Source organism: Bacillus atrophaeus, assembly GCF_039519175.1.
Taxonomy (GTDB): Bacteria; Bacillota; Bacilli; order Bacillales; family Bacillaceae; genus Bacillus; species Bacillus atrophaeus.
This window is the reverse complement of record NZ_CP154443.1, coordinates 2,606,898-2,629,136: the sequence shown is the minus strand read 5'-3', so window position 1 is coordinate 2,629,136 and position 22,239 is coordinate 2,606,898. Positions and strand designations below refer to the sequence as shown.

29 protein-coding genes, 1 tRNA gene, 1 pseudogene and 1 riboswitch are annotated in these 22,239 nt (G+C 43.9%); of the genes and pseudogenes, 11 read left to right on the top strand and 20 right to left on the bottom strand.

Annotation, left to right across the window (positions count from 1 at the left end; genetic code table 11):
• Positions 1-443 precede the first annotated feature (443 nt).
• Positions 444-516: transfer RNA gene (locus AAHT65_RS13280), tRNA-Val, on the bottom strand.
• A 170-nt stretch (positions 517-686) separates the two neighbouring features.
• Here AAHT65_RS13280 and AAHT65_RS13275 point away from each other — a divergent pair.
• Both AAHT65_RS13275 and AAHT65_RS13270 read left to right on the top strand, forming a co-directional pair.
• The gene (locus AAHT65_RS13275) at positions 687-1,877 is read left to right on the top strand and encodes a DUF819 family protein (protein ID WP_268521326.1); all 1,191 of its coding nucleotides are present in this window, start codon (positions 687-689) and stop codon (positions 1,875-1,877) included.
• Between the two features lie 69 nt (positions 1,878-1,946).
• Positions 1,947-2,146: pseudogene (locus AAHT65_RS13270) on the top strand (GNAT family N-acetyltransferase); the annotation flags it as partial.
• A 31-nt stretch (positions 2,147-2,177) separates the two neighbouring features.
• Here AAHT65_RS13270 and metC read toward each other — a convergent pair.
• Both metC and AAHT65_RS13260 read right to left on the bottom strand, forming a co-directional pair.
• Positions 2,178-3,350 carry a cystathionine beta-lyase gene (gene metC / locus AAHT65_RS13265; RefSeq protein ID WP_315916744.1) on the bottom strand — a complete coding sequence of 391 codons (1,173 nt, stop codon included), beginning with the start codon at positions 3,348-3,350 and terminating at the stop codon, positions 2,178-2,180.
• Entirely contained in the window at positions 3,343-4,464 is a 1,122-nt protein-coding gene (locus tag AAHT65_RS13260; protein WP_010788272.1) for a methionine biosynthesis PLP-dependent protein, read from the bottom strand. The genes metC and AAHT65_RS13260 overlap by 8 nt, the downstream gene beginning before the upstream one ends.
• A gap of 69 nt (positions 4,465-4,533) precedes the next feature.
• Positions 4,534-4,658, bottom strand: a riboswitch (SAM riboswitch).
• A gap of 193 nt (positions 4,659-4,851) precedes the next feature.
• Here AAHT65_RS13260 and AAHT65_RS13255 point away from each other — a divergent pair.
• From AAHT65_RS13255 to AAHT65_RS13245, 3 genes are read left to right on the top strand one after another with little or no spacing between them, the layout of a single operon-like run.
• On the top strand, positions 4,852-5,574 hold the full coding sequence (locus tag AAHT65_RS13255) for an esterase family protein (RefSeq protein ID WP_343310348.1): 723 nt from the start codon (positions 4,852-4,854) through the stop codon (positions 5,572-5,574).
• Positions 5,575-5,630: 56 nt separating this feature from the next.
• Positions 5,631-6,146: a YjcG family protein gene (locus AAHT65_RS13250; RefSeq protein ID WP_106271850.1), complete on the top strand. Its 516-nt coding sequence runs from the start codon at positions 5,631-5,633 to the stop codon at positions 6,144-6,146.
• 5 nt (positions 6,147-6,151) lie between these two features.
• Positions 6,152-6,583: a GNAT family N-acetyltransferase gene (locus AAHT65_RS13245; RefSeq protein WP_106359753.1), complete on the top strand. Its 432-nt coding sequence runs from the start codon at positions 6,152-6,154 to the stop codon at positions 6,581-6,583.
• 118 nt (positions 6,584-6,701) lie between these two features.
• Here the strand turns inward: AAHT65_RS13245 and AAHT65_RS13240 are convergent, their stop codons facing one another.
• From AAHT65_RS13240 to AAHT65_RS13225, 4 genes are all read right to left on the bottom strand, one after another.
• Positions 6,702-7,055: a hypothetical protein gene (locus AAHT65_RS13240; protein ID WP_315916741.1), complete on the bottom strand. Its 354-nt coding sequence runs from the start codon at positions 7,053-7,055 to the stop codon at positions 6,702-6,704.
• An 11-nt stretch (positions 7,056-7,066) separates the two neighbouring features.
• Positions 7,067-7,360 (bottom strand): transposase, encoded by a 294-nt coding sequence (locus AAHT65_RS13235; protein ID WP_343310347.1) that lies wholly within the window; start codon positions 7,358-7,360, stop codon positions 7,067-7,069.
• Between the two features lie 341 nt (positions 7,361-7,701).
• Positions 7,702-7,869: a hypothetical protein gene (locus AAHT65_RS13230; RefSeq protein WP_343310346.1), complete on the bottom strand. Its 168-nt coding sequence runs from the start codon at positions 7,867-7,869 to the stop codon at positions 7,702-7,704.
• A 185-nt stretch (positions 7,870-8,054) separates the two neighbouring features.
• The gene (locus tag AAHT65_RS13225) at positions 8,055-8,309 is read right to left on the bottom strand and encodes a hypothetical protein (protein ID WP_003327536.1); all 255 of its coding nucleotides are present in this window, start codon (positions 8,307-8,309) and stop codon (positions 8,055-8,057) included.
• Between the two features lie 118 nt (positions 8,310-8,427).
• Here AAHT65_RS13225 and AAHT65_RS13220 point away from each other — a divergent pair, with 118 nt between their 5' ends.
• Positions 8,428-10,713, top strand: coding sequence for an ATP-dependent helicase (locus tag AAHT65_RS13220; protein WP_343310345.1), 2,286 nt, complete (start codon positions 8,428-8,430; stop codon positions 10,711-10,713).
• Positions 10,714-10,798: 85 nt separating this feature from the next.
• Here AAHT65_RS13220 and AAHT65_RS13215 read toward each other — a convergent pair whose 3' ends face one another.
• The 4 genes from AAHT65_RS13215 to AAHT65_RS13200 all read right to left on the bottom strand — a co-directional run bounded on the left by AAHT65_RS13215 (position 10,799) and on the right by AAHT65_RS13200 (position 12,312).
• Positions 10,799-11,053 carry a stage VI sporulation protein F gene (locus AAHT65_RS13215; protein WP_003327539.1) on the bottom strand — a complete coding sequence of 85 codons (255 nt, stop codon included), beginning with the start codon at positions 11,051-11,053 and terminating at the stop codon, positions 10,799-10,801.
• A gap of 175 nt (positions 11,054-11,228) precedes the next feature.
• A complete protein-coding gene (locus AAHT65_RS13210) occupies positions 11,229-11,378 on the bottom strand; it encodes a YjcZ family sporulation protein (RefSeq protein ID WP_003327540.1) in 150 nt (49 codons plus the stop codon).
• An 81-nt stretch (positions 11,379-11,459) separates the two neighbouring features.
• Positions 11,460-11,666, bottom strand: a complete 207-nt coding sequence (locus AAHT65_RS13205; RefSeq protein ID WP_088116941.1) for a hypothetical protein — start codon at positions 11,664-11,666, stop codon at positions 11,460-11,462.
• Positions 11,667-11,955: 289 nt separating this feature from the next.
• Positions 11,956-12,312 (bottom strand): DUF1360 domain-containing protein, encoded by a 357-nt coding sequence (locus tag AAHT65_RS13200; RefSeq protein ID WP_343310344.1) that lies wholly within the window; start codon positions 12,310-12,312, stop codon positions 11,956-11,958.
• Between the two features lie 171 nt (positions 12,313-12,483).
• Here AAHT65_RS13200 and AAHT65_RS13195 point away from each other — a divergent pair, with 171 nt between their 5' ends.
• The 5 genes from AAHT65_RS13195 to cotZ all read left to right on the top strand — a co-directional run bounded on the left by AAHT65_RS13195 (position 12,484) and on the right by cotZ (position 15,051).
• Entirely contained in the window at positions 12,484-12,870 is a 387-nt protein-coding gene (locus tag AAHT65_RS13195) for a spore coat protein (protein ID WP_003327544.1), read from the top strand.
• Positions 12,871-12,910: 40 nt separating this feature from the next.
• Positions 12,911-13,237 (top strand): spore coat protein, encoded by a 327-nt coding sequence (locus AAHT65_RS13190; protein WP_088116940.1) that lies wholly within the window; start codon positions 12,911-12,913, stop codon positions 13,235-13,237.
• 91 nt (positions 13,238-13,328) lie between these two features.
• A complete protein-coding gene (cotX, locus tag AAHT65_RS13185; RefSeq protein WP_088116939.1) occupies positions 13,329-13,835 on the top strand; it encodes a spore coat protein CotX in 507 nt (168 codons plus the stop codon).
• 147 nt (positions 13,836-13,982) lie between these two features.
• Positions 13,983-14,471 carry a spore coat protein CotY gene (gene cotY / locus AAHT65_RS13180; RefSeq protein WP_061571244.1) on the top strand — a complete coding sequence of 163 codons (489 nt, stop codon included), beginning with the start codon at positions 13,983-13,985 and terminating at the stop codon, positions 14,469-14,471.
• A 139-nt stretch (positions 14,472-14,610) separates the two neighbouring features.
• On the top strand, positions 14,611-15,051 hold the full coding sequence (gene cotZ / locus AAHT65_RS13175; protein ID WP_003327550.1) for a spore coat protein CotZ: 441 nt from the start codon (positions 14,611-14,613) through the stop codon (positions 15,049-15,051).
• Positions 15,052-15,157: 106 nt separating this feature from the next.
• On the opposite strand, the gene AAHT65_RS13170 is transcribed toward cotZ, so the two are convergent.
• From AAHT65_RS13170 to tenA, 9 genes are all read right to left on the bottom strand, one after another.
• Positions 15,158-15,979 carry a CotO family spore coat protein gene (locus AAHT65_RS13170; protein WP_343310342.1) on the bottom strand — a complete coding sequence of 274 codons (822 nt, stop codon included), beginning with the start codon at positions 15,977-15,979 and terminating at the stop codon, positions 15,158-15,160.
• A gap of 104 nt (positions 15,980-16,083) precedes the next feature.
• Complete coding sequence (fabI, locus tag AAHT65_RS13165; protein ID WP_010788262.1) at positions 16,084-16,860, bottom strand: enoyl-ACP reductase FabI; 777 nt, start codon at positions 16,858-16,860, stop codon at positions 16,084-16,086.
• 136 nt (positions 16,861-16,996) lie between these two features.
• On the bottom strand, positions 16,997-17,812 hold the full coding sequence (gene thiD, locus AAHT65_RS13160) for a bifunctional hydroxymethylpyrimidine kinase/phosphomethylpyrimidine kinase (RefSeq protein WP_343310341.1): 816 nt from the start codon (positions 17,810-17,812) through the stop codon (positions 16,997-16,999).
• Positions 17,813-17,830: 18 nt separating this feature from the next.
• Positions 17,831-18,841, bottom strand: a complete 1,011-nt coding sequence (thiF, locus tag AAHT65_RS13155; RefSeq protein ID WP_343310340.1) for a thiazole biosynthesis adenylyltransferase ThiF — start codon at positions 18,839-18,841, stop codon at positions 17,831-17,833.
• On the bottom strand, positions 18,838-19,602 hold the full coding sequence (thiG, locus tag AAHT65_RS13150) for a thiazole synthase (protein WP_010788259.1): 765 nt from the start codon (positions 19,600-19,602) through the stop codon (positions 18,838-18,840). The genes thiF and thiG overlap by 4 nt, the downstream gene beginning before the upstream one ends.
• Positions 19,603-19,605: 3 nt before the next feature.
• The gene (gene thiS, locus AAHT65_RS13145; RefSeq protein ID WP_088118460.1) at positions 19,606-19,806 is read right to left on the bottom strand and encodes a sulfur carrier protein ThiS; all 201 of its coding nucleotides are present in this window, start codon (positions 19,804-19,806) and stop codon (positions 19,606-19,608) included.
• Positions 19,806-20,915: a glycine oxidase ThiO gene (thiO, locus tag AAHT65_RS13140; RefSeq protein ID WP_010788257.1), complete on the bottom strand. Its 1,110-nt coding sequence runs from the start codon at positions 20,913-20,915 to the stop codon at positions 19,806-19,808. Before thiO ends, thiS begins: the two co-directional genes overlap by 1 nt.
• Positions 20,899-21,516 (bottom strand): thiazole tautomerase TenI, encoded by a 618-nt coding sequence (tenI, locus tag AAHT65_RS13135; protein ID WP_343310339.1) that lies wholly within the window; start codon positions 21,514-21,516, stop codon positions 20,899-20,901. Before tenI ends, thiO begins: the two co-directional genes overlap by 17 nt.
• Positions 21,494-22,201, bottom strand: a complete 708-nt coding sequence (tenA, locus tag AAHT65_RS13130) for a thiaminase II (RefSeq protein WP_088118458.1) — start codon at positions 22,199-22,201, stop codon at positions 21,494-21,496. The genes tenI and tenA overlap by 23 nt, the downstream gene beginning before the upstream one ends.
• Between the last annotated feature and the right edge of the window lie 38 nt (positions 22,202-22,239).

Here is a 22,239-nt window from a genome sequence, read left to right as displayed (position 1 = left end):
TTTTTGTAATATTATAACTTTTCCTACAATAATCGCAAACGAAAAAAAACCGCAATCATTTTGCGGCTATTTCGCATGCAGCTATTTAGACTCAATTCTAAAGAATCATTTATGTTAAAAAAACCATGTTATTGATCATGCTTCTTTTCACCATGGTAAAATTCAGTCAAAAAAATTCATTAGGAAAGGCTATTCAAAGACGAATTGGACATGCCAGCGCTCGAACAACTAGTAATATTTATGACCATGTTTCCGAGAAACTCGAAAACAGTACAGTAAAACACTTTAATCATTTCGATCCTAGAAACCTAGGACAGAAACAGAGTTGATTTTTCGCTTCAAAATCAGCTCAAAAAACAGTTTCGTCCCCAAGTCGATGAAAGATATAAAATCACTAAATACAAAAAGTAAAAAAAACCCTTGCTACGCAAGAGTTTAAGCTATGATTCCGACTGGGCTCGAACCAGCGACCTCTACCCTGTCAAGGTAGCGCTCTCCCAGCTGAGCTACGGAATCATGGTATGTATGTGTTGCTGGGTATGTTGGTTGTCTTACTGACAAGTTCTATTATATGTGCTAATGTGCTTTCCGTCAACATCTTTTTTATAAAAACTTTATCTTCTCTTGCTCTGCTGTCTTTTCACACTTATAATTATTTTAATTTTCAAATAAATAGGGGTGGTTGAGTGAATTCTTTTATTTCTTCTGACGATGTTTGGGTGCTGTGGGGATTTATCGCGGTGTGGGCCGCGGTTAGTATCTATTTCGAACAGCGCTTTAAATGGGCTTCTGCTATTTCCGGAGCAATATTGGCGCTTGTCGGGGCGATGTTATTTACGAATATCGGGGTGCTCCCTGTTGAATCCCCTGTGTATGATTCGGTGTGGGCATATGTTGTGCCGCTTGCGATTCCTCTTTTGCTGTTTCAGATCAATGTGCGTCAGATTTTTAGCGAAAGCAGGCGTTTGCTGTTTATCTTTCTGGTAAGCGCGGGGGGAACGGTGCTTGGCAGCATTGCGGCTTTTTTTCTTTTGAAAAATCATATTCCTTTTCTTGATAAAATCGGCGGTATGATCAGCGCTTCTTATATCGGCGGAGGAATTAATTTTGCGGCGATGGCTGCGAAGTTTGAGACGCCGGGTGAATATGTTTCGGCGACTGTGGTGGCTGACAATTTCATGATGGCGTTGCTGTTTTTTATATTAATCAGCATTCCCGCTCTGAAGTGGTTTCAAATACATTATGATATGCCGTTTGAAGACAAAGTAAAGGCGGAAGGAAACGGAGAAAATAGTGCGGAAAGCTATTGGAAACGGAAAAGTATTTCCTTAAAGGATATTGCGTTTAATATGGGCGCTGCTTTTGCGCTTGTCGCAGTGAGCGTTAAGATTGCTGGTTTTTTTAAGAGTGTTTTTTCTCATCCCCTTTTGACCGGGACGTTTGGCGATCAGTATCTTGTACTTACGACTTTGACCGTCCTTGTGATTTTTCTTTTCCCTCGCTTTTTTGAAAAGCTCAATGGGTCTCAGGAGCTGGGAACCTATTTCATTTATTTGTTTTTTGTGGTGATAGGTATTCCTGCCGACCTCCGTTTAATTGTGACCAATGCGCCGCTTATTCTATTATTTGTGTTCCTCATTGCGATCAGCAATTTAATCGTTTCTCTCCTTGTCGGAAAACTGTTCCGCGTCCGCCTTGAGGAAATTCTGCTTGCCGTGAACGCCACAGTAGGCGGGCCGACGACAGCTGCGGCAATGGCGATAGCAAAGGGATGGCGGGAGCTTGTCGCGCCGATTATGCTGGTCGGAACGCTTGGCTACTTAATCGGCAACTATGTCGGTACTTTTATGGGAAATTGGTTTTCTTCCTTTTTATAAGAAGGATTTCTGAGATTTTCTTAGAATGATAAAAAACTAATGCGATAGAGATAACGAAGAGATCATGGCATGATAAAAGAAAATACCATTTATATAAGGCCCTTACCGATAGACGATGCTGAAGGAAACCTGAAGTTACAAAGCGAGAATCGAGATTTCTTTGAACTGTTTTCAATGACTCCGCTTGCGATTTTTATACGATCGAAGGACAAAGGAAGAGAATCGAACAATATAGGCAAAAACTGAAAAAAGACCAAGGATATCATTATAGAAAGAAGCCGAGTGTCCCCGGCTTCTTTTTTACCGCGCAGCTACAGGCACTATTTCTTTCAGCGCTTGTTCGAAATCGCGTTCTAAATCATCTGCATTTTCGACTCCCACACTGAGCCGCAATAATCCGTCAGTGATGCCGCGTTTTTCACGTTCTTCCTTAGGCATCGCCGCATGGGACATCGTCGCCGGGTATGACAAAATGGATTCCACTGCGCCGAGACTGACAGCAAAGACCGGGAGTGATACGTTTTCCACCAATTTTTTGACGGCCTCTTTGCTTTCAAGCTCAAATGAAAGTACGGCGCCCGCTCCGCTTGATTGGCTTTTATGGATAGCGGCGCCCGCATGATCAGACAGCCCTGGGTAATACACACGTTTTACGGCCGGATGCTGCTGGAAATATTCCGCAAGACGCAGTGCCGTCTGGCTTGCTTTTTCTAACCGGACCTGCAATGTTTTTAAACCGCGCAGTACGAGCCAGCAATCTTGCACACCAAGGACAGCGCCGAATGCGTTTTGCAGTTTATACAGTTCGCGCCCCAGTTCTTTATCTTTAACAGCCGCAAGCCCGGATAAAACATCGCTGTGTCCGCTCAAAAACTTTGTGGCGCTGTGAAGCACGATGTCTACCCCGAGATCAAGCGGTCTCTGCAATGCCGGTGTCATAAACGTGTTATCCAAGTATGTCAGACAGCCATTCTCCTTCGCCAGCTTGACGACTGCTTTAATGTCAGTAATACCAAGCGTAGGGTTTGATGGGGTTTCCATGTAAATGACTTTAGTATTTGGCTGAATGTTCCGGGCGATTTCATTTACATCGGTCATATCGACAAAGGTATGCTCAATCCCAAAGCGGGTCAAAACCTCTGTCACCATACGGAATGTTCCGCCATACACATCTTCTGTCACTAATACATGGTCACCCTGTGAAAGCAGCAAGAAAGCCGTTGAAATGGCGGCCATCCCCGAACTGAAGGCAAACCCTCTCGTTCCGCCTTCTAAAGCCGCAATCGTTTCCTCCAGAGCCGTTCTAGTCGGCGTGCCTGAGCGGCTGTAATCAAATGCGCCAAACTCTTCAAACGATGATTGGTGAAAAGTTGAGGCATGCTGGATCGGCACACTGACTGCCCCTGTTGCTCCGTCTGTTTTAAATGGATTGTGGACGAGCTGGGTTTCCAGCGTCCAATTATGATTACTCAAATGAAACAGCTCCCTCTTTGACCTGACGTAGCGCCTGTTTTAAGTCTTGTTTTAAATCTTCGGCGTGCTCAATACCGACTGAAAAGCGAAGCAAACGATTGCAGACGCCGTTTGCGATTCGGATGTCTTCCGGAATATCCATATGGGTTTGGGTCGCGGGATATGTAATAAAGCTTTCTACCCCGCCAAGGCTTTCCGCAAAACAAATCGTCTGCAAGGCTTTTAAAAACGGATTCACCCATTCTTCTTTCTGCAAACGGAATGACAGCATACCGCCTTTGCCCGGATACAGCACATCGGCGATTTCATCTTGCTCTTCCAAAAATGCCGCAAGCTCCTGCGCATTCTCTTGGTGCTGGCGCATTCTGAGGCCCAACGTCTTCATTCCCCTCATTAAAAGCCAGGAATCAAATGGCGGAAGAACGGCGCCAATCGCATTTTGGTGCTGAAACATTTCCTCACCAAGCTCCTCATCTTTCACGACGACAAGACCGGCAAGCAAATCATTATGCCCGCCCAAATACTTCGTCGCACTGTGAATGATAATATCTGCCCCAAGTTCCAAGGGACGCTGCAAAATCGGCGTGTAAAATGTATTGTCCACAATGAGAAGCAAGCCTAACTCATTGGTAATCCGGGCGATGTTTTCGATATCAGCTTCCTGCATCAGCGGATTTGTCGGCGTTTCCACGAACACCGCTTTTGTGTTTTTCGTTATTTTTGAGCGTAAACAGTCTTCGTCTGTGAAATCATCGTAAAGGAAGCTCAATCCGTATTTTCTCCATTCATTTTCAAACAGACGGTATGTGCCGCCGTACAAGTCTGAGGAGACAATCAGTTCATCACCGCTTTTGAATAAGGCCATAATCGTTTGGATGGCGGCCATGCCTGAACTGAAAGCAAACCCTCTTGCGCCGTTCTCTAGGCTTGCGATCGCATCTTCGACAAGCTGGCGTGTCGGATTTTTCGTCCGGACATAATCAAATCCGGTCGATTCGCCGATGCCTTTGTGACGGTAGGCCGTTGATAAATAAATCGGCGGGTTTACAGTTCCCGTCGTTTCTTCGCTGCGGTTTCCGATTTGGGCTAATTTCGTTTCAATATGCTCTGACATAGAACAAACACCATCCCTTTTCAAAATAAAAAACCCCTTGCTTCATAAGAAGAAGGGGTTTTACACTTCCTCTTATCTTCCAAGCACAAAAATCGCTTGCTGGATTTAGCACCTTGGCACTTCGCCTTTCTTGGCAAAGCAAACCGGTTGCTGAGGTTTCAAAGGGCCAGTCCCTCCACCTCTCACGATAAGAATGTCTCTAAATTTTCTGATTGTTTTATATTAGCGTAATTCATTTTATATTTCAACAGTTTTTTAGATCTACTGGTGAATCGGCTGCAAACACTCACAGAAGATGTTCTAAAGAGAGAAATTTCTAACAATTCGTGGTACAATAAAGGATACATAACATATGTGAAGACTTTAGATGGCCTGGAGGAATTTATTGTGGCACCAAAAACCGGAGTAATTCATGAAAAGAAGCTTTTTTCAGAAGAGCTTGGCGGGGAAATGACAATACTGGTCTATTTGCCGTCAGTCTACTCCCCTCTTTATAAGTATCACCTTATTATAGCCCAGGACGGTCATGATTATTTTAGGCTGGGCAGAATCGGCCGTCAGGTGGAAGATCTTCTCTCAAAAAGAGAGATTGACCGCAGCATCATCATCGGCGTTCCTTATAAGAACGTCAAAGAACGCAGGGAAATGTATCATCCGGAAGGCTCTAAATTTGCAAGCTATAAGCGGTTTATCGCAAATGAACTGATCCCTTATGCTGACAGCGAATATCCTACGTACGAGGTTGGATACGGCCGAACGCTGATCGGTGATTCTCTCGGAGCCACTGTTTCCTTAATGACAGCTCTTGATTACCCGAATATGTTCGGCAACGTGATTATGCAATCGCCATACGTTGACCATCATGTACTGGAGGCTGTCAGCCGGTCAGATGATATGAAGAATATCTCTATTTATCATCAAATCGGCGAAAAGGAAACAGACGTCCATACAACAGACGGACAAATCTTAGATTTTACAGCACCGAATTTGGAGCTCAAACAGCTAATTGAACAAAAACAGTCGGAATATTATTATGATACGTTTGACGGAGATCATAAATGGACCTACTGGCAGCCGTTAATTACTCCGGCGCTGAAAAAAATGCTGTAAGTCATCCAATCGCTTGCTATACTCATTATGATCAAACAATTCAGGGAGGTAATATCATGAAATACGGAATTGTTTTATTTCCATCAAAAAAACTGCAGGATCTTGCAAACTCTTACAGAAAGCGCTATGACCCAAGCTATGCACTTATCCCGCCTCACCTAACACTCAGACCCCCGTTTGAATCTTCTGAGCAAGAAGCATCTCAGATGGTGTCGCAATTAAGACAAATTGCAAAGGAATCACACCCGATTGTTTTAAAATTAACAAAATACAGCTCTTTTGCTCCTGTGAATAACGTGATTTATATTAAAGCTGAGCCGACAGACGAATTAAAAGAGCTGAATGAACAATTATACAGTGGTGTTTTAGCCGCAGAACCGGAATACAGCTTTGTCCCGCATGTAACAGTCGCCCAAGACCTTTCAGACGATGAGCATTCCGACGTGCTGGGGCAGTTAAAAATGCAGGAAGTATCCCATGAAGAAGTAATCGACCGCTTTCACTTAATGTACCAGTTAGAAAACGGATCATGGACTGTATATGAAACATTTTTGTTAGGCGGAGGAGAATAAGAGACTTGGAAGCAGTTATCGCAAAAAATGAAGAACAAATGAAAGATGCATTTTATGTAAGAAAAGAAGTCTTTGTCAAAGAACAAAACGTACCAGTTGAAGAAGAAATTGATGAGCTCGAAAACGAATCAGAGCATATCGTGGTGTATGATGGAGATCAGCCGGTCGGCGCCGGAAGATGGCGGCTTAAAGAAGGGCTCGGCAAATTAGAGCGGATTTGCGTATTAAAAAGCCACCGCTCTTCGGGCGTCGGAGTCATCATTATGCAGGCGCTGGAAAAAGCGGCAGAAGCCCGCGGCGTGTCCGGTTTTATTTTAAACGCACAGACTCAGGCAGTGCCGTTTTATGAAAAACAGGGATACAAGGTCTCATCGAAAGAGGAATTTCTCGATGCCGGCATTCCCCATTTGCAAATGATTAAATATAGATCTTTTTAATCTTTCTATATGTATAATCACTCAAATTAAATAAACGTTTAGTTGGAAAAGTAATATGGACAAAGCTGTTTGCATAACATAAGGCCCTAATGATAGGGCCTATGTTTTTTTTATAAATTTATACTTTAGTAATAGAAATAGTATTACATACTATTTCTACATTTAAAGGGGGCATTAAAATTTCACATTTTAATAAGTCCTTCCCTTCGCTCTGAACCTCTGAAATTCCAACATCCTGAAGAAAATAAGGAATTTGTGATTTAGTCATATCTTTTAGGGGATTTATTCTATCGTCAGCAGTGGTGACAAATGAGAATTTTGAACAACCAGTAAAAGATAATTTCACATTATAATTCGTGTCTTCAAAAGTCATTGTTATTTCATCACCGAAAAAACGGGATTCTAATTGTAGTACCCTTGCATCCCAATAATTTAAACTTTCAATATCGCTTTGAATCTGCTCAGCTTTCATAATTAATTACCTCACTTCTTATATGGGATATGAGCATCTGGGCTTTTTCTATCGACTATACTCAAATTTTTATCAAGTGGATTACCATTTTTATCAAATAAATGAACATGCTCGTACTTTGTCATTTTATCATGAGGATCAATTCTCATTCGGATGTTTCCACTAGTATCTCTAACATGAGCAAAACCATTGTTTTCTGTGTATTTCCATTCAGTAGGTAGAGAATCTAAAATTACCTTTTTAGACATATTGGGGATGTTTTTGGCAATGATTTCTCCTCCAAATTTCCCAACTTCCTCAGCCATTTTCGCACTTTTCCTGAAATTGTTTTTCGATTTTTTCTGTTTTTACCATGTTTTTAACTGCTTTTCCTGCAACCTTCACATATCCAGATCATTATTCATTTTAGTTAAATTGCATTATATGCTTTCATATCGCTTACAGTTTCGTCAAGGAACCGATCAAGCTCTAGTATAAAATTATAAAATCTAATGTAAATTTTACAGCTTTATTTATTGTAGAAACAGCCTTAGGTACAACTACATTCTTCATTTCTTTATTTAATTTGTTTATCTTGCTATTTATAGTTTTTTGCAAACTTTCTTTTCTGAGTTTTGCTAAATAACTGTTAGAATTACTAATTTTGTTAACTCAAAAGTGTTAAGACTACTTGAAGTTCTTTCTGTATTCTTATAACTTTATCTCCATCAGTTTCTTTTGATACAGCATACACTTTTTCTCGTTTTATGTAATTTGGTAAATTAATCGTAGATATAACAAAAATAATTAAAAATGCACTAATAAATCTTTTCAAGCGTATTCCTCCGGCCTTTTACTATTTCTTAAAATATTAAACCGATTTGGAATTAATATAAAATTACTAAATCACACCACTTTTTTAATAATACTCCAATAATTTTTATACCATGACTATATATATCCAAAGATTTTATGTAATATTCTGCAATAAAAAATCTCCGAAATGGTATCGGAGATTTTTTATTTATATTCATTAATAAAGTTTCCCTTTTCAAATCTTTTTTCATTCTTATAAAGTAACCGCTTACGTTTCGCTTTGTTCACTCTTTTTTCTGCCGCAGCTTGATTTTCCTGCTGTTTTTCAAGTTCCTTGTATACCCGCTGAAACGGGACATAGCTGATCTTTTCTGTTCCGGCATAATCCTGTTTATGGCCTATTGTGCGATTTGCATACTGAGCATATTGGTGATTTTGGATTGGACCAGCATATATCATATGATACCCTCCCCTTTGCTCTCTTTTTCCCTTAAACTTACTTTTTGAAACGCTATTCTTTTGTTATGATATTCTTTGTCTGCAAATACATGAACACCTTTAGTGGGAGGACCCCTTTTTGAAATGTGCCCGACTGAATGATCGAACAATACATTTACATACATATTCGAGAGAACATTACCAATTCCTCTATGAAGAAGCGGTAAAAGGACATTTATTTTGCGCCCATTGCGGAAGGCCTGTCATCATGCGGCTCGATATTCTTCAGGAACCTGAATTTCTCCACCGTGAAAAAGGAGATTTCTCAGCTTGCGAAGAGGCTTGCCATTCAACACCCCGCAAACAGGAAGCAAAAAAGGAAGATTACGAGGAATCTGGCGTTTTCCGTTTACCTAAAGGCAAAGCCATTTCAGCCGATAAATCTCCCGTCCTGACAGAATGGCAGCCGCCAAGAAAGATAAACCCCGGCACGCCTTTTCTAAAAAAACCGGAAGCACAGCACTTGTCTCTTTTTCCAACGATCGGTTTAAACACTGATCAGCTTCAGGCTGTAACGGAAACGGAAGGTCCGCTGCTTGTGCTTGCCGGTGCGGGGAGCGGAAAAACACGCGTGCTGACCGCACGCGCCGCCCATATGATTGAACACCTCGGCGTATCGCCGGAGAACATGCTGCTTGTGACCTTTACGACAAAAGCAGTCGCCGAAATGAAAGAGCGGATGGCTAATGAATACGGACTGGCGCCCCAACATGTAGGAAGGCTTGTCACCGGAACGTTCCACAGCTTATTTTATAAGATTCTCTATCATTATGATTCTTCCAAATGGAACGGAGACCATTTGCTGAAAATGGAATGGCAAAAGGAGCAGTATATAAAAAAAGCGCTTTATGAAGAAGGAGCAGATGAAAAAGAGTTTCCCGTCGATCAAGCAATCCAGCAGATCAGCTATTGGAAAAACTCTTATTTGCCCGGAGAACGCATTCCTTTAAAGGATGAGTGGGAAAAACAAGTCTACCGGCTGTACGAGCATTACGAACGGCAGAAAAAAGAACATGGCCAATTTGATTTTGATGATATGGCGTCCGCGTGCTATGAACTGTTTCAATCGCGGCCTGATATTCTCGAACATTACCAGACTCGCTTCACTTATATTTTAATAGATGAGTTCCAAGACATAAATCCGGTGCAATATAAAATTATGCAAATGCTTGCCAGCCCAGAACAAAATCTGTGCTGTGTCGGAGATGATGATCAGTCAATTTACGCGTTTCGCGGAAGCAGCCCTTCTTTTATCCTCGACTTTCAGAAGGATTATCCCGGGGCAAAGACCGTTTACTTAACGGCCAATTACAGATCGACTCATCCGATTGTCTCAAGCGCTGATCTTGTGGTGAAGAAAAATAAAAAGCGGTATGTGAAAACGTTAGAAGCCACCCGTGACGATGTGCAGCACCCGGTATTGTTTTATCCTTATGACGAAGAGGAAGAAGCGACTATGGTCGTGTCCGATATAAAAGAAAAAATTCAAAACGGCGCGCGTCCGGAAGACTTCGCGGTTCTTTACCGGACAAACAGCGGCGGGCGGGCCATTTACGAACGGCTTCATCAATCATCAGTTCCATATACAGCGGATCGCGGCGTTCAATCCTTTTACAGCAGAAGAATCGTCCGCCAAATTCTGGCTTACTTATATGTCAGCCAGAACGAAGATGATACAGAAGCCATCAAACATCTGCTTCCCGCACTGTTTTTAAAACAGTCAGCCTTAAATACGTTAAAGGCTCTCTCGATTACGGAAGATTGCTCGATGGTCAAAGCTCTCACAAAGCTTCCGGACCTCAAGCCCTTCCAGCTGAATAAAATCAAAAAAATCGTGCCGTTTTTCGCCAGCCTTCGCACCATGAAACCGGTAGAAGCCATCACGTTTGCTGAAGGTAAGATGGGCTTTTCAGAGTATTTAAAAAAACGCGGCAACGAAGGAAACAAGCTGGAAAAAGGGTCGGATGACCTCCGGGATGTAAAGGTTGTCGCCAAGAAATTTAAGACCATACCTGACTTTCTCGCTCATGTCGATCATATGCGCGCTGCTGAAAAGAACAAAACAGCAGAAAACGGCGTCCAGCTTATGACCGTTCACCGTTCCAAAGGATTAGAATTCAAAACGGTCTATGTACTAGGAGCGGTAGACGGCTCGATTCCGCACGATTTCTCGCTTGAAACGGCGAGAAAAGGAGACGAAACCGCTCTTGAAGAAGAAAGAAGACTGCTATACGTTGCGATGACCCGGGCAGAACAGCATTTGTATATTTCCTGTCCGGCAAATCGGCGGGGAAAAACCGCTCACCGCTCCAGATTTTTGCAGCCGCTTATGCTGCAGAACAAACGATCGTCCTTACACAAATAAAATGGAAATCAGCCTGACAGGCCATCTGTCAGGCTGTTTCAAATAAAGAAGGCCCGCCATTTAAAACAGCAGGACCCAGTGATGCTTATTTATTGTTAAGCATTTTTGAAATCGTGCCAAAATCAAGCTTTTCTTTTCCGCTCGTAATGGACTCAACGATCTTATCTTCTAACTCTTTCGGCACGCGTTTGTTCGCAAGCTGCGATACACGCTTAATCACGCTTCTGACTGTATTCTCGTCTTTAAAATTGGCGTTTTGCAAAGAGCCGGCAAGATTCATGACATCGTTCATATTCACGCCTGTTTTCTTTTCAATATTCTTAAAAAATTGATTATCCATCATGTGCCTCCTTTTGTTGGAGTAATACATTATTGTATGAGCGCCGCACGATAGTGTGCTTTTTCCACGGTGAGAAAATTGCGGTCCGCCCACAAGTTTTTTGATTCACATGAATGATTTACACAAGGTAAGGAAGCACGGGGCAAGTTCCCGTACTTCCTCTAGTTAGATCATATTAACCAAAAAAAGATGCGCCTACGATAATAAGAAGAATGAACAATACGACCACAAGAACGAATGTGGAACCGTATCCGCCTCCAGAATATCCTCCAGCGTAACCTCCGCCGCTATAGCAGCCTCCGCCGTATCCGTATCCGAAACCCATAATTAAGCACCTCCTTTACTCTCTATACACTATGTGACTCAAATCATTTGGCTTGGATAAATGCATAGGGCGCTTGCGGATTTATGGATGTTTTGGAAATTCTGCGTGTTTCTTCAGCCGGGCTTCCGTCTCTTCCGCAAACGTTTCGATCTCTTGTTCAAAGGTCATACCGGTTTGATCAAACCGGGCTAATTCCTTCTCGATATTTCGGATCTTTTTGTCATGCTCCCTTTGCTTTTCATCATGCGGCCGGTATTTTCCATTTATATACGCTTCAAATTCGCTCACTGTATCCCCCCTGTTCATGATGTATGCAAAGGGGAGCGAACTTGTTTCTAAAAAAACAAAAAACCGGACATCTCCGGTTTCTCCGCCAGGCTACTGAGGCTTTTTCTTGCCGCCGCATCCGCAGCCTTTCTTTTTTATTTTTTTGGAATAAGGTTGTTGATTGGTTGAACCTTGATATGGAGATTTTTGGGAAGGTTTGCTTAGTTGGCTCATAGTGAATCCTTCCTTTCATTATGTCATATATGCTAATTTATGCTTTTTTTGTTTGAAAGTTTCTGGTGGGTTCGCCTTATTCTTGCAGCCACTTCGAAACAAGAGTTTCAATGATTCCGGCAAGACCGGCGATGGCCAACAGTAAAATCAGATACTGAGCGATAGCTGGGATAAGCGCCTGGCACACGATTAAAAATCCGGCGCACCACACACCCGTACACCAATAACAGCTGAGCAATTCTCCTATAAACGCTCTTACGCCTGTTCCTTTGATGACAATATACGTCTCGACATTCCCGTTTGCATCTGTTTCCTCCTTCTCTTCATGAAAAAGGCTTCTGAGAGGCGCCATGATGGTGTCGAATACGAAAAGCCGCGCCAGGCGAAACACTGCAAACGAAAGAAGAATAAAAGAAAGCCAATTGATAACCACTGATTCACTCCTTTTTTAAACATGACCTCTTTTACATATATGCCAAAACCCTGATCCTCATGAATCGCATCTTGTCCGGTAAAAAAATGGGTGCGGATTGGTTGTTTTTCTTATTCCGCTCTGCACTTGATCTGCATTATATAAAGTATGGATAAGAAAGGAGTGAAGGTTATGTCGTTTGAAGAAAAAGCTGAATCACTGCATCCTCAAATATTTGAACAATTATCCAACGAATTCGAGCAGCAAATCGAAGTGATTGATTGTGAAAATATCACCATTGATACAACACATATAACGGCCGCTCTTTCCATACAAGCTTCGGTTACTACAATGATTATCCTAGCGACACAACTGATGATCGCCGATCAGGACGCAGCTGACGGAGTGGTAAGTGAAATCCTCATCCTGGATGATTGTCAGATCAAAAAAAGAACGGTCATTCAAGTCATCAACAGCCGAAATATCAGGATCACTCTGGCAGCAGACGATATCATGGCCTTTGTACAAATTCTACTTCAATTATTAAATATACTTTTCACTGAACTAGGCATCCTTTAACCCTTTCTTTTCACATACTTTAAAGTTGAGGTGAAAACAATTGGCAGATAACGAAAAGTTCAAAGAAGAGCTTGCTAAGCTTCCAGAAGTAGACCCGATGCTGAAAATGCTTGTCAGCAACGTCTTTAAAAAACACGGCGTTACGAAGGATAAATTAAAAGAAGTATCAGATGAAGAAAAAGAAATGCTTCTGGCATTAGTGAAAGACATGCAGGCAAAGTCCGATGCTTTCCTTGAAAGCCAGAGAAAGAAAAAGGAACAGGAAAAAGAAAAAGAACAAGAACAGCCAAAAAACCAAAAGCCGCAAAGCCGCAGAGAACAATTAATCGAACAGCTCCGTCAGAGACGTCAAAATCCTGATAAATAATCAAAAATAGTGTTTTTCACTAGGGTATATGCCTGAGTCAAAGTAAGAGGCTGGCTCATTTAATAATAGTAAAAGAAAAGGAGGAATAGATATGGAAAGCAGACCATATTCTTGGGTTGCACTTGATCCTGACTGCGACCATCCGCTAGACGACAAAGAAGAAAAGAAAGATAGAAAATGTAATTGCGATATTTGCTGCAATGGCAATGGGTTTGGCGACAACAATGCCTTCATCGACCAAGATCTAGCTCAGGCAAATCTCAACAAACAAGTCTCCGATGAGACAATTATTATTAGAGATTCTTGTGACATCAACGTTTCATCTACAGACGTTCAAGCGGTAACATCAGTTGTCACAGCGCTTAATGCTGCTGTTGTTACGGCTACTCTCACATCAATTGCAGACGGAGTAATTGCCGAATTAGTCGCACAAGATTTATTGCAGCTTACAGCTAATAAACAAGTAAACCGCCAAAAACTTCTTATCGAATGCTCCCGCGGCGTAAATGTCACAACAGTAGATGCTGACATCGCAGCATTGGTCTCCACAGCTACCAACACACTTGTGGCCATCTTAGTCATCACTCTCGTTCTCTAAACCTAAAAGCAGAGCTAAAAATGCTCTGCTTTTTCTTATTTTCCTGCATATATTAATTTATAGACGGATACCCACACCAAGTGGGGCTCGCGTACATATGTTGTTAAAGACTAAAGTCAAATACCCTATAAGAAGGAGCTGAAATCCATGAGCTGCGGAAAACACCATGGCCGACATGAAAACTGTGTATGCGAAGCGGTTGAAAAGATTTTAGCAGAGCAGGAGGCAGTTGAAGAACAGTGTCCCACTGGCTGCTATACCAATCTTTTAAGCCCGACCATTTCTGGAAAAGACTCAATTCCGTTTCTCTTGTACGATAAAAAAGGCGGATTGTTCTCCACATTTGGAAACGTCGGAGGATTTGTGGATGATATGCAATGCTTCGAATCCATTTTCTTCCGAGTTGAAAAATTATGCGACTGCTGTGCGACACTCTCTATTTTACGGCCCGTCGATGTAAACTGTGACACACTCAGCGTGTGCCACCCTTGTGATCCAGATTTCTTCGGTCTTGAGAAAACAGACTTTTGTATCGAAGTTGATCTAAGCTGCTTCTGCGCGATTCAATGTCTGTCTCCGGAATTAGTTGACCGGACATCGCCAAGCAAGGACAAAAAGCATCATCATCATGGATAAACACTGATTTTGCATGAAAAGAAATCCCCTTCCAAGCTTTGATTACGGATGCAAAATCATTCAGCTGCTCTCTTTATGAGCAGCTGACTCTCCATTATTTTTGCCAGTCATTTTAAAACTTTAAGGCAGGAGGGATAATATGAGCCAGAAATCATCAAGCTGTGTGCGTGAAGCGGTTGAGAATATCGAGGATCTCCAAAGCGCAGTAAAAGAAGAATGCCCGACAGGCTGCTATTCAAAGCTTTTGTCTCCATCCTATACATTAGGCGATACTGTACCATTCGCAATATTCACTTCAAAATCAAAACCTTTCGTTGCGTTCGGGAATGTCGGCGAACTGGATAACGGACCTTGTTTCAATACCGCATTCTTCAGAGTAGAAAAAGTCCATGACGGCTGTGCCACACTAAGCCTATTAATCGCATTTGACGAACATAAACACATTTTAGATTTCACAGATAAAGATACGGTTTGCGATGTGTTCCGTCTGGAAAAAACAAACTTTTGCGTAGAAGTTGATCTAGATTGCTTCTGTGCAATCAATTGCTTAAACCCAAGACTTCTTAATCGCACTCACTAAAGACAGACATCCTTTCCCAGATAAAAAAGCCTGCAGAAACCTGCAGGCTTTTTCTTTCATCTAAATAAGCTGCCGGAGGTAATCCAGACAGCCATAACCCAACTTATCAAAATCCAAGCGGATGCAAAGAGGTGATGTCATCAATTACCAGCTCTGTCGGCGCGCCGTTTCCGGTCGTGCGAAGAAGGACGGAATTATTTCTTCGTCCGACGATCACCCCTCTGTATGTTTTCCCATTCGCTTCAATCAGGCAAAGAGCTCTTGGCATATTGTGCGGAAGCTTTGTTAAAAAGTCAATTTTTTCAATAATGGACATTTTGCTCATCGGTTTTTTCACTCTTCTTGGAGGTGTTTGTTTTTCCTCCGCTTCCGCATTATGGACAGCTTCCGGTTCTTTTTCGGGCTGCTTCACTTCGGCAGCCGGCTCTTGCTCGTTTTTTTGACGATCTTCAGTTTCTTCTTGCTGCTGTGCCGGTTCCTGTTGCTGCGCCTCTTGGTGCTGCGCGGTTTCCTCATGCTGCTGTGCTTCCTGCTGCTGCAGCGTCTCCTCATGCTTCCGTGCTTCCTGCTGCTGCAACGTCTCCTCATGCTTCCGTGCTTCCTGCTGCTGCAACGTCTCCCCATGCTTCCGTGCTTCCTGCTGCTGCAGCGTCTCCCCATGCTTCCGTGCTTCCTGCTGCTGCAACGTCTCCTCATGCTTCCGTGCTTCTTGCTGCTGCACCGCACCTTTTTCTTGCTGGATATCTTTTTTCAGAGATTCTTCATGCTGCTTTTCAGCCGTTTCCGGCTTTTTCCGCTCTTCCGGCGGAGCCGTTTTGACCTTTCGCTTGATCACAATTTCCTGCATAGAAGATCTTGTTTCTGAGTAATTGGGCTGAACAATATACATGAGCGGTTTTTTATCCGCGTCTCTGTTTTTATTTGACATCTTCATCCCTCCGATTCTGTCATATCCTATCTATATGACAGAATGTTAAAAATCAGAAGAAAGAAAAAAGCAATCCCAATTGGGACTGCCTTTGACTATTTTACTTAGCGTGCGGTAATATGGAAACCTGAATCAACGTGGAGGTTTTCACCGGTGATGCCTCTGGACATATCGCTGAATAAGAATGCAGCTGTATCTCCAACCTCTTCAGGCGTTGTCGTGCGGCGGAGCGGCGCACGCTCTTCGATGTCTTTTAAGATTGAGTTGAAGTCACTGATACCTTTAGCAGACAATGTTCTGATCGGGCCAGCTGAAATACTGTTTACACGAATATTTTCTTTACCTAAATCAGCAGCTAAATATTTTACGCTTGCGTCTAGAGAAGCTTTCGCCACTCCCATGACGTTGTAATTCGGCATAACGAGTTCTCCGCCAAGGTAAGTCAATGTCACAATGCTTCCGCCTTCTGCCATGATCGGACGAGCGGCTTTGACGACAGCTGTCAATGAATATGAGCTGATATTATGCGCCAAAAGGAAGCCGTCACGATTCGTATTTAAATATTCGCCGACAAGCTCTTCTTTGTTCGCAAAAGCGATACAATGCGCGATACCGTGGATAACGCCGACCTGCTCTTTAATGCTTGCAAAACATGTGTCGATTTCCTCATCGTTTGTTACGTCACAAGGAAGTATAATTGAATCGTTTCGTTCTAATGTCCCTGCCAATTCATTCACTGACTTCTCCAAGCGTTCACCCGCATAAGTGAAAATCAGACGTGCGCCAGCTTCGTGTAAAGAACGTGCGATTCCCCATGCGATACTGCGTTTATTGGCAACTCCCATTACAACGATGTTGCGGCCTTCCAGTGAAAAATTCATATGTATAAAGCCTCCTATATTCATGTCAATACATAGTATTAGTACCTGATCTTAATATTCATCATATCATAACCAAGGGCAGAATAAAAGAACTGAAAAAAGGCACATAAAGAGATCACCTTTCAAAAGGTGATCCCTAATCAGCTGTATTTAAGCTGTTTCTTTTAAATGCAAAATGATTTGTCGGACCATGGCCTGCTCCGATTCCAAGCGTATGTTCCACCGCTTCACGAACAAAGTTTGCCGCGACTTCAAAAGCCGCATGAATCCCGTATCCTTTGGCGGTTTGAGCCGTTAAAGCAGCGGCAAAGGTACAGCCTGTTCCATGGGTATGCTTCGTATTAACATATGGATGGCTGATTTGTGTAAACGTTTTTCCATCATAAAGAAGGTCAATGATCGTTTCATCTTCCGGCTGGTGTCCGCCTTTAATAATGACATGCTGCGCCCCAAGCTCGATACATTTTTCAGCGGCCCTTTTGCGGTCATCCATCGTGTGGATTTGAATTCCTGTCAGCGCCTCTGCTTCAGGCACATTTGGCGTGATCGCATAACTTCTGGGGATCAGAAGCTCCTTCAGCGTGGCAACCGATTCATCGCGTAATAATGAGGCACCGCCTTTTGCAATCATTACCGGGTCAACAATCAGCCGTTCCAATTGATACTGATCGATTTTCCTCGCAACTTCTTCAATCATTTCCGCGCTCCACAGCATTCCCGTCTTGATTGCATCTGGTCTTAAATCTTCTGCGACTGCGTCAATTTGCCGGCCGAGCGCTTCCACAGACAGCGGATATACTCCATGAACACCTAATGTATTCTGGGCCGTCACCGCAGTAATAGCTGACATGCCGTATACATCCAGCTCTTGGAAGGTTTTTAAATCCGCCTGAATACCTGCGCCGCCTCCCGAGTCAGAGCCGGCGATGGTCAATGCTTTACTGATCCTCATAAAAAAACTCCTTTCACATTACCCGATCCACTTATGATAAAGGGATTTAGCTTTGGTAATATCATTTGTCCCGTGTATAAACGCTCTTCCGTCCTGAAACAACACCATCTTCATGTCATGTGAGCGGCATGAAATTAAATATGGGTTCGCCGTCACTTCAAGCCCTGCCTGTCTCAGCCGCACAGCAAGCGATTCGAGATCAGGCTGTTTGGCAAGTCCTGACCTGATTTGCACGGTGTCCCTGCCGCACAACACAGCCGCTTTTGTTTGATTTTCATAGGATAAAAACGGAAAATCTTTTGTGCCGCAGCTCGGGCAGGAAGCATTAACGAGACTTGCTGCGTTTATCTCAGACCGCTCATTTTTCCACAAATCAAAAGACCGAAGCATCGGTTCAGGCCGGTCTCCCGTCAAAAGCTTAAACGCGTCTGTCACCTGATAGACAGCGACCTGCAGGACGGCGGGACTGATGATGCCGGCTGTATCACACGTTAATCCTCCTAAAGGAAGTTTGTCGAGCAAACAATGAAGGCAAGGCGTAACACCAGGCAAAACAGTAAAGGTTAGTCCGTAGCTGCCGACGCATGCGCCGTAAAGAAAAGGAATCCCCATTTTCACAGCGGCATCATTAACGATCAGGCGGGTTTCAAAATTGTCGGCGGCGTCCACAATCACGGACGCTCCTTCGATCAGCTCAGAAACATTTTCAGCAGTGACATCCATGACAATCCCTTTGACATGTACGTCGCTATTAATGGAACGAAGCCGCTTTTCAGCAGCAGCGGCTTTCGGTATTTCCTTTTTCACATCGTCCTCTATATATAGCTGCTGGCGCTGTAAATTGCTCCATTCCACATAATCTCGATCAGCGATCGTCACAGACCCGACTCCCGCCCTGACAAGCATTTCAGCACTGGCTGTGCCAAGCGCGCCGCCGCCGATAACCACCGCGCACGCTTCCCTCAGCTTTTCTTGGCCTGAGGGGCCGATCGGAGCGAACAGCTCCTGTCTGGAATACCTGCCCGTCATACAGGAAGACCTTCTCCCGGGCTGCTCGCCGTTCCGTAATGTTTCACCGGAATTCGGCCCGCTTCATAGGAAAGGCGGCCCGCTTCCACTGCGAGCTTCATGGCGCGCGCCATCTTAACGGGATCATTTGCCCCGGATACAGCGGTATTTAACAAGACACCGTCCGCCCCCAATTCCATTGCATGCGCTGCATCTTTAGGAGAGCCGATTCCCGCATCAACAATGACCGGCACCTTAGCCTGTTCAATGATAAATGACAGATTCAAAGGATTAACGATTCCCTGGCCTGACCCTATCGGTGAAGCACCCGGCATAATGGCATGAACGCCAAGCTCTTCAAGCTTTCTGGCCAAGACGACATCATCAGACGTATAAGGCAGAACGATGAATCCCTCTTCCAAAAGCTGTTCAGACGCTTTTAAAGTCTCAACCGGATCCGGCAGCAAGGAACGGCTGCACCCGATTACTTCCACTTTAATCATGTCGCAAAGACCTGATGCTTTCGCAAGTCTTGCAATTCTGACCGCTTCTTCCGCGGTACTTGCTCCCGCTGTGTTTGGAAGCAGTGTATATTTGGATAAATCAAGCTGTTCCAGAAAATTCGGCTGGGACGCTTCAAAAATATTCATTCTCCTGACAGCAAAAGTTAAAATATCAGACGCAGAAACGTGTACCGCTTCCTTTTGGATTTCAAATGTTGGATATTTCCCTGTTCCCAATAGTAATCTTGAAGAAAATTGCTTTCCGCCAATTGTTAGCATTTCTCATCCGCCTCCTACAAAATGGACAATTTCTATAACATCCCGATCACAGAGATTAATATGCCGATAGTTCTCTTTATCAATGATTTCTTTATTTCTCTCCACAATGACAATTTTATTTTCAAGCTGGTAGGACGCGAGTAAATCTTGGATAGTGCCGGTGTCCTTGTCCCATTCCACTTGTTTTCCATTCAGCTGAAGCATCATGCCTGAACCGCCTCCTTGCGATCAATACTAAACGCGTCTATCCATTTTTGATTGACCTTTCTGTCCATGACCAAATCGCAAATTACTTCACCAGTAGCCGGAGCCAGCAAAATTCCGTTTCTGAAGTGGCCTGCGGCAAATAGAATCCTGCTATCCTCCGGGTGCCTGCCGATATAAGGTTTGCCGTCTCCAGTTCCCGGCCGCAGCCCAGCCCAAAAACGGTCTACCTTCATATATTGGATGGCCGGCAGCATTGTTTTTGCTTTCTGCATAACGGATTCAAGTCCGCCAAGTTCCGGCTTATCACTCCAATCTCCCGGTTTCATTGTCGCCCCGACGACCAATCTGCCGCTTTTTCTCGGAACGATATAGCAATGGTCATGATAAAGTGTTTTCGTAAGCGGAAAATCGTCATTCCAGACAGAAAGGCACTCTCCCTTAACAGGGAAAAACGCTTGGTTCAGACCGAGCTGCTTAAAAAACTGCCCGCTCCATACCCCGCTCGCCACGACAACATAATCCGCATAAACTTCACCGGCCGTCGTTGTGATGCAGACGGCATCTCCGTCCCGTTTTATTTCCGTAACGGATGTGTGTTCATACAACTCAGTGCCTGAAAGCCTTGCCGCTTTGGCGTAAGCCTTGCATACGTAAAAAGGCTCAACATGAACATCAGCTTTAATCAGGCTGGCTCCGGCAATCTCTTTTGACGTATACGGCTCATTCTCCAGCACTTCTTCTTTTGTATGCCAGCTTACGGAGTCTAAATCGTCCATCTGCCGTAAACGAGCGACGTCTTCTTCTGAAAACGCCAGCTTATACATTCCGCCGTTGTGCCGTCTGATATCAATGCCTGACCGTTCATTCAGCTCGGCTTCAAGCGCCTGATATAAACGCTGGCTGTACATGGCAAAATCAAAAAACGCATCCCGCGCCTCGCACTCGGCGTGAGCTCCAAGCATTCCCGCAGCTGCGCTCGTTGTTTTTCCGCCGATTGTTCCGCTCTCAAACAAAGCCGTTTTTTGCTTTTCTTTTGACAAATGATAAGCGATGGCTGAACCAATGATCCCGCCGCCGATGATGACTGTATCATAGTGCCTTTTCATACTTGTTCTCCTTTAGCTTGCGGGAATAGCTTCTGGAGGCTTCCAAAGGATCCGGCGCTGAAAATATTCCGGACATGACAGCAATCCCCGCGGGATCGGCTTGTCTCACTTCGGGTATCCTAGAGGGCGTTATACCTCCTAATGCAATCACCGGTATCGCAAGCGTTTGTTTTATTTCTGTCAAGAGTTGCACACCCCTGCCTTCTAAACCTTGTTTGCATTCCGTTTCAAACACATGCCCGAACAGCACGTAATCCGCATCATCACGTTCTGCTTGAACGGCTTCTTCAAGCGAATGAACAGACCGTCCGATATGAAGATGAGGAAACCTCGCTCTCACCCGTTTTGCCGAAAAACTATGGCCCGGCAGCTGAACACGATGAATATTGGCAAAGAGCGCAATATCCACCCGATCATTCACAATCAGCTTTTGCTTCTCAACACCACCTTGATAAATAAGCTCAAGCAGCTTCAGGATATCATCGGCCGATTTTGACCGTTCTCTGATATGAATGAAATCAACCTCATCTTTAACGGCAATGATCGAAGCCGCGAGATGTTCAACACGCTGGCAATTATCAGTTATCGCGTGCAGCTCCAAGTTTCTCCACCTCTTTTGCGGCGCTGTTCGACCAGCCTTCTTTTCGGTAGGCCATTCCCCAAAATTGGTACTCGTAATAGCTGGAAATGACAAAATTCTCTTTCATTTTGGCGCGGACTTCCTCCGTGCTGCTTTCCGCTAATTCATCTAATCTGTTAATCTGTTCTTCCACCTGCTGTTTAAACCAGTCGCCGCCATAGGTATTTATCCATTTTTCATAAATCGGATGACCCGGATCACATTCAAGCAGCCTCTCGCCCACTTCATAATAAAGCCAATAGCATGGCAAAAGAGCAGCCAAAATTTCCGCAAAGTTCCCGCTCATCACCGAACGGTACATATGGGAGGTATAAGAATACGCAGTAGGAGACGGCTTAAACTCCTCACGCTCTTTTTCACTGATTTCCAAAAGCTCTGTAAATTCTCGGTGCAGCGCCATTTCCGATTCATATGTGCCTTGCGCGTGGCTTGCCATTCGCCCCGTCGTAAAAAGATCCTTGGCATATGCAGCACCGAACGACTGGACCTTTGCAAAATGCGTTAAGTAATAAGAGTCTTGAAGAACATAATATTTAAACCGGTCAATCGGGAGGCTTCCGTCACCAATTCCCTGCACAAACGGATGGACAAAGCTTCCATCCCACCATTCTGCTGCTGCCTGACGACACTCTTGCGAAAACTTCATCATGTCATTCCTCCATTCTGCTGCTGCCTGACGACACT

Bases quoted from the DNA above. Each gene is read 5' to 3' on its own strand.
- AAHT65_RS13260 (WP_010788272.1), bottom strand. From the start codon at position 4,464: ATGTCAGAGCATATTGAAACGAAATTAGCCCAAATCGGAAACCGCAGC.
- AAHT65_RS13250 (WP_106271850.1), top strand. From the start codon at position 5,631: ATGAAATACGGAATTGTTTTATTTCCATCAAAAAAACTGCAGGATCTT.
- AAHT65_RS13240 (WP_315916741.1), bottom strand. From the start codon at position 7,055: ATGAAAGCTGAGCAGATTCAAAGCGATATTGAAAGTTTAAATTATTGG.
- AAHT65_RS13235 (WP_343310347.1), bottom strand. From the start codon at position 7,360: ATGGCTGAGGAAGTTGGGAAATTTGGAGGAGAAATCATTGCCAAAAAC.
- AAHT65_RS13225 (WP_003327536.1), bottom strand. From the start codon at position 8,309: ATGATATATGCTGGTCCAATCCAAAATCACCAATATGCTCAGTATGCA.
- AAHT65_RS13215 (WP_003327539.1), bottom strand. From the start codon at position 11,053: ATGGATAATCAATTTTTTAAGAATATTGAAAAGAAAACAGGCGTGAAT.
- AAHT65_RS13210 (WP_003327540.1), bottom strand. From the start codon at position 11,378: ATGGGTTTCGGATACGGATACGGCGGAGGCTGCTATAGCGGCGGAGGT.
- AAHT65_RS13195 (WP_003327544.1), top strand. From the start codon at position 12,484: ATGTCGTTTGAAGAAAAAGCTGAATCACTGCATCCTCAAATATTTGAA.
- cotX (WP_088116939.1), top strand. From the start codon at position 13,329: ATGGAAAGCAGACCATATTCTTGGGTTGCACTTGATCCTGACTGCGAC.
- cotY (WP_061571244.1), top strand. From the start codon at position 13,983: ATGAGCTGCGGAAAACACCATGGCCGACATGAAAACTGTGTATGCGAA.
- cotZ (WP_003327550.1), top strand. From the start codon at position 14,611: ATGAGCCAGAAATCATCAAGCTGTGTGCGTGAAGCGGTTGAGAATATC.
- AAHT65_RS13170 (WP_343310342.1), bottom strand. From the start codon at position 15,979: ATGTCAAATAAAAACAGAGACGCGGATAAAAAACCGCTCATGTATATT.
- fabI (WP_010788262.1), bottom strand. From the start codon at position 16,860: ATGAATTTTTCACTGGAAGGCCGCAACATCGTTGTAATGGGAGTTGCC.
- thiD (WP_343310341.1), bottom strand. From the start codon at position 17,812: ATGAGGATCAGTAAAGCATTGACCATCGCCGGCTCTGACTCGGGAGGC.
- thiF (WP_343310340.1), bottom strand. From the start codon at position 18,841: ATGACGGGCAGGTATTCCAGACAGGAGCTGTTCGCTCCGATCGGCCCC.
- thiG (WP_010788259.1), bottom strand. From the start codon at position 19,602: ATGCTAACAATTGGCGGAAAGCAATTTTCTTCAAGATTACTATTGGGA.
- thiS (WP_088118460.1), bottom strand. From the start codon at position 19,806: ATGCTTCAGCTGAATGGAAAACAAGTGGAATGGGACAAGGACACCGGC.
- thiO (WP_010788257.1), bottom strand. From the start codon at position 20,915: ATGAAAAGGCACTATGATACAGTCATCATCGGCGGCGGGATCATTGGT.
- tenA (WP_088118458.1), bottom strand. From the start codon at position 22,201: ATGAAGTTTTCGCAAGAGTGTCGTCAGGCAGCAGCAGAATGGTGGGAT.